The sequence below is a fragment of the Janibacter sp. CFPM2_SD2 genome (assembly GCF_057364645.1).
Genome location: NZ_JBNFOF010000282.1, coordinates 1 through 2,715, shown reverse-complemented (window position 1 = coordinate 2,715; position 2,715 = coordinate 1). Strand labels below are relative to the sequence as shown.

The window sequence follows — 2,715 nt, the reverse complement described above, 5'->3', positions numbered from 1 at the left end:
CGGCGTCCCTGCGGTCGTCTGCCACCGGCGGGGGGTCCTGCGGGTCTGCGCCGCCTGCCGCAGCACCTCGGCTCGCAGCGCGGGCGGCGGCGTGACGGCGACGGTCTCGGCGAGCAGGGGCGGGACCGTGCCGAAGGAGTCGACCTCGTCGCGGCAGGTCGCGCAGCGGGCGAGGTGCTCCTCGAAGTCGGCGCGCTCGCCCTCGTCGAGGGCGTCGAGGACGTAGGCCCCGGAGAGGCTGTGCAGGTCGTCGCTCATGGGGTCACTCCCAGCTGGTCCCTCAGACGGATGAGTCCGTCGCGAATACGTGTCTTGGCGGTGCCGAGGGGCAGGTCGAGGAGACCGGCGACCTCGGTGTGGGTGTAGCCGCCGAGGTAGGCCAGGCTCACGGCCTCGCGCTGGACCTCGGTCAGGCCCTCGAGGGCCGCCCGCACGCGGGCGGCCTCGATGCGGGCGGTCGCGTGCTCCGCCGTGGTGTCGAAGTCGACCTCCCGCGAGCGGGCGTGCCACCCGTCGTCGCGCACGACGGACGCCTGGCTCGAGCGCACCCGGTCGATCGCGCGTCGGTGGGCCATGGTGAGCAGCCAGCCGATCGCCGACCCGCGCTGCGGGTCGAAGTGACTCGCCCGGCGCCACACCTCGAGGAAGACCTCCTGGGTGACCTCCTCGGACTGCGCCGGGTTGCGCAGGACCCGCAGCACGAGACCGTGCAGGCGCGGTGCCGTCTCGTCGTAGACGGCGGCGAAGGCGGCCTCGTCCCCCTTCGCCACTTGCTTGAGGCGGTGGGCGAGCTGGTCGTCGCCCCCGCGGCCGGACTCCCCGCGGGCGCCCGTGGGGGCGTCCGGGGGATCCTGCTCACGAGGAGGGGGCACGAGGTCCATGATGACGCGTCAGGTCACTTCGCCGTCGGCAGGAGCACCGAGTCGACGATGTAGACCGTGGCATTGGCGGTCTGGACGTTGCCGCAGATCACCGATGCCTTGCCGACAGTGAAGTCCTCGCCCGAGCCCTTGACGGTGAGCTTGTCGCCGGCGAGCGTCTCGTGGGTGCCGGCGAGGTCCTCGGGGGTCAGGCGGCCCTCGACGACGTGGTGGGTGAGCACGGTCGTCAGCAGGCCCTTGGGGTCGCCCATCGCCTTGTCGAGGGTGGCCTGGTCCATCGCGGCGAAGGCGTCGTCGGTCGGGGCGAAGACGGTGATGTCCTCGGCCGAGTTGAGGGTCTTGGCCAGATCGGCCTCGGTCACGGCCTTGACGAGGGTCTTGAGCAGCGGGTTGTTGCTCGCGGCCGTGGCGACGGGGTCGGTCGACATGCCGTCGAAGGAGCCCTTGCCGTCGGTGGGCACGGATTCGCAGCCCTCGCCGAAGGGAGCGTCCGCCTCCATGGAGGCGGTGGACGAGGACATCGAGTCGTCGGACCCCATCGACTCCGAGCTCGTGGACGAGGAGGCCGAGCCCCCGGCGTCCGAGCCGTCGTCACCGCAGGCGGTCAGGGCGAAGGGGAGCGCGGCTGCGGCGAGCAGGGCGACGGTGCGGGTCGTGGTCATGCGGGACATGTCGTGCCTCCGGTCATCGTGGGTGGCTGTGCGACAAGGAATTCGGAGCCGTCGGGCGTGCGGATGGGTCAGTCCGTCACGGTCACGGCGATCGAGTGCCAGCCGGTGGCGCCCGCGGGGAAGGGGGTGGCCTCCTGACGGGTCTGCACCTCGCCGGTGCCGTCGGTGGCGCGCACGGTGAGGTCGTGCCGACCGGGGGTGGCGTCCCACGGCAGGAACCACTGGCGCCAGCAGTCGACGTCGGCTTCGGTGCCGAGGGTGGCGCGCTGCCAGTCGCCGTCGTCGATGCGCACCTCGACGCGCGAGATGCCCCGTCGCTGCGCCCAGGCGACGCCCCCGATGACGGTGCGCCCGGGCGGGATGCGACGCAGCGCCCGGGGCGTGTCGATCCGCGCCTGGGTGCGCACCCGGCCGTCGGTCGCCCAGTCGCGGTCGGTCCAGTAGGCGCTCGCCGCGTCGTAGCGGGTGACGGTCATGCGGGTGAGCCACTTCGTGGCGCCGACGAAGCCGTAGAGCCCCGGGGTGACGAGGCGAGCCGGGAAGCCGTGCTCACGGGGCAGGGGAGCACCGTTCATGCCGACGGCGACGAGCGCGTCGCGGCCGTCGAGCAGCGCGGACAGCGGGGTGGAGATCGTCATGCCGTCGGTCGACGTCGACAGCACCTGCAGGTCGGGATCCCTCGGGTCGCGGTCGATACCGGCGCGGGCGAGCAGCTCGCGGGTGGGCACCCCGAGCCACCGGGCGGTGCCGATGTAGGGGCCGCCCACCTCGTTGGAGACGCAGTTGAGCGTGATGTCGCGCTCGACCATGGGCGTCGCGAGCAGCTCGTCGATGTCGAGGGTGACCTCGCGCGGCACGTCGCCGTCGATCGTCAGCGACCACTCGCCGGGGTCGACGCGCGGGGCGAGCAGCGCGGTGTCGATCCGGTAGAAGTCGGCATTGGGGGTGACGAAGGGGGAGATCCCCGCCGTGCCGACCTCGACCCCCTTCGGCAGGGGTGGTAGGGGCCGGGCCGGCTCGGGCAGGGTCAGGGTCGGGGGCGTGGAGCGGCCGATGAGGGCCTGGCCGGACCCCCCCGATGAGCAGGGCCGCCGCGCCGGTGCCGCCGAGGGCGACGACCCGGCGGCGCGTCGGCTGCGAGGGGGTCGGCGTGGGCGGAGCCG

4 protein-coding genes are annotated in these 2,715 nt (G+C 73.4%); all 4 read right to left on the bottom strand.

Annotated features, from left to right (window positions below; all coding sequences use genetic code 11):
• Nucleotides 1–258 (bottom strand): zf-HC2 domain-containing protein (locus AC2W7J_RS17315; RefSeq protein ID WP_485983937.1); only part of this gene is annotated, 258 nt, incomplete at its 3' end.
• Entirely contained in the window at nt 255–881 is a 627-nt protein-coding gene (gene sigK / locus AC2W7J_RS17310; protein ID WP_485983935.1) for an ECF RNA polymerase sigma factor SigK, read from the bottom strand. The genes sigK and AC2W7J_RS17315, both read right to left, overlap by 4 nt.
• Nucleotides 882–895: 14 nt before the next feature.
• The gene (locus AC2W7J_RS17305; RefSeq protein WP_485983933.1) at nt 896–1,543 is read right to left on the bottom strand and encodes a fasciclin domain-containing protein; all 648 of its coding nucleotides are present in this window, start codon (nt 1,541–1,543) and stop codon (nt 896–898) included.
• A gap of 77 nt (nt 1,544–1,620) precedes the next feature.
• The coding region (locus AC2W7J_RS17300; RefSeq protein WP_485983931.1) for a molybdopterin-dependent oxidoreductase at nt 1,621–2,715 on the bottom strand (1,095 nt) is incomplete at its 5' end.

Coding starts and splice junctions, on each gene's coding strand:
- sigK (WP_485983935.1), bottom strand. CDS start 881: ATGGACCTCGTGCCCCCTCCTCGTGAGCAGGATCCCCCGGACGCCCCC.
- AC2W7J_RS17305 (WP_485983933.1), bottom strand. CDS start 1,543: ATGACCACGACCCGCACCGTCGCCCTGCTCGCCGCAGCCGCGCTCCCC.